Annotated in this window: 2 protein-coding genes and 1 pseudogene; all 3 read left to right on the top strand. The window is 46.2% G+C overall.

The annotated features are described in order from the left end of the window. Window positions 1-18: 18 nt before the first annotated feature. The 3 genes and pseudogenes from CIK04_RS23750 to CIK04_RS33585 all read left to right on the top strand — a co-directional run bounded on the left by CIK04_RS23750 (window position 19) and on the right by CIK04_RS33585 (window position 1,098). A pseudogene (locus CIK04_RS23750) lies at window positions 19-404 on the top strand (YtfJ family protein). 133 nt (window positions 405-537) lie between these two features. Then, the gene (locus tag CIK04_RS23745) at window positions 538-831 is read left to right on the top strand and encodes a DUF2607 family protein (protein WP_052152943.1); all 294 of its coding nucleotides are present in this window, start codon (window positions 538-540) and stop codon (window positions 829-831) included. 45 nt (window positions 832-876) lie between these two features. Beyond that, the gene (locus CIK04_RS33585) at window positions 877-1,098 is read left to right on the top strand and encodes a DUF2796 domain-containing protein (protein ID WP_325205753.1); all 222 of its coding nucleotides are present in this window, start codon (window positions 877-879) and stop codon (window positions 1,096-1,098) included. The last annotated feature ends 204 nt before the right edge of the window (window positions 1,099-1,302 follow it).

Raw genomic sequence — 1,302 nt, 5'->3', positions numbered from 1 at the left:
CCTTGGGCTTCTTCACAAATGCTCGGTAAAGTTCGCGTGATTCAAGCTATTGCGGGTCGCAGCAGTTCAAAAGAGATGAATGCGCCTCTGATGCAAGCCATTACTGCCGCACAGTTTTCAGCGGATCATTACCAAACCACCACCATCATCAATCAAGATGACGCGATTTGGGTACAGGATCGTTTGTCGAAATCTTCGGCGCTAAGACAAGCAAGAAAGAGTTCCCTTGGTCATCAATGGTGTTAGACGAAAATGGCGTGGTGGCCAGCAGTTGGCAACTGGATAAAGAGAGCTCTGCGATCATCGTACAAGACAAGCAAGGCAAAGTGCTGTTTGTCAAAGAAGGGACACTTTCAAGCGATGACATCACTCAAGTCCTTGAGTTAATCAAAGCTAACATTTAATTGCTTTTCTTCATCAATAAAACCCATACACTCCATCGGTATGGGTTTATTTTTGTACGCTTTTGACAAAAGAGTGAACTTTGCGGCTGAATAACTGTTATATTGTAACACTTTCAAATATCTCAATCGGTTTATGCAACACAATCTTAGCCTCCCTTTCATGACTTTGCGCCACACTGCGATCTTTGCGGTGGTACTCAGCGTGTTTTTGAGCTTTGCCAGCATTGCCCATGACTTTGATTTTAATGCCGAGCACCACAACAGCCATCACTGCCAACTGTTTGCCAATGCCCATCATGGTGTTAACCAAGCAGCGATTAGCGTCCCCGTTTTGGTGCCCAAATACGCACAACCGCAATCCGTCACAGCGATTGCCCCTTATCAACCAACCAGTGCCTATTTGGCGCGTTCTCCTCCCTTCAACTAAATATGTCTATAAGTATTTCAATTTAGTTTATTAAGGATTAGAACCATGCTACGCAAAACTTCTCTCGCCATTTTGGTTGGGCTTTCTTTTTCCGCTCTCGCGTCTGCGCAAGAGGGCTTTCGTCAACACGATGCTCACGTACACGGTCAGGTCGAATTTAATATCGCCCAAGACGGCCATGATCTTCTGCTCGAAATCACCGCTCCGGGGGCCGATGTCGTCGGTTTTGAACACGCTCCAGAAAATACAGAACAAGAAATCAACTAAAGGCCGCAGTAGAAAAACTCTCTCAAGCCGACTTGATGGTTCAAATCAATGAAGCCGACCAAATGCACGCAATTGCAGAATGTTATCGGTGACACACACCTTAGGTGGTGAACGAGCACGATGGCCATGAGCATCATGATGACCACGAACATCATGACGACCACAAACACCATGACGACCACGAACATCATGATGACCACGGAC

This window comes from Vibrio sp. 03_296 (assembly GCF_002265885.1).
Note: the sequence above shows the minus strand (reverse complement) of the source record. Positions and strands in the feature narration are given on the sequence as shown.

Excerpts from the sequence above, each read along its gene's own strand:
- CIK04_RS23745 (WP_052152943.1), top strand. The coding sequence starts at position 538 with ATGCAACACAATCTTAGCCTCCCTTTCATGACTTTGCGCCACACTGCG.
- CIK04_RS33585 (WP_325205753.1), top strand. The coding sequence starts at position 877 with ATGCTACGCAAAACTTCTCTCGCCATTTTGGTTGGGCTTTCTTTTTCC.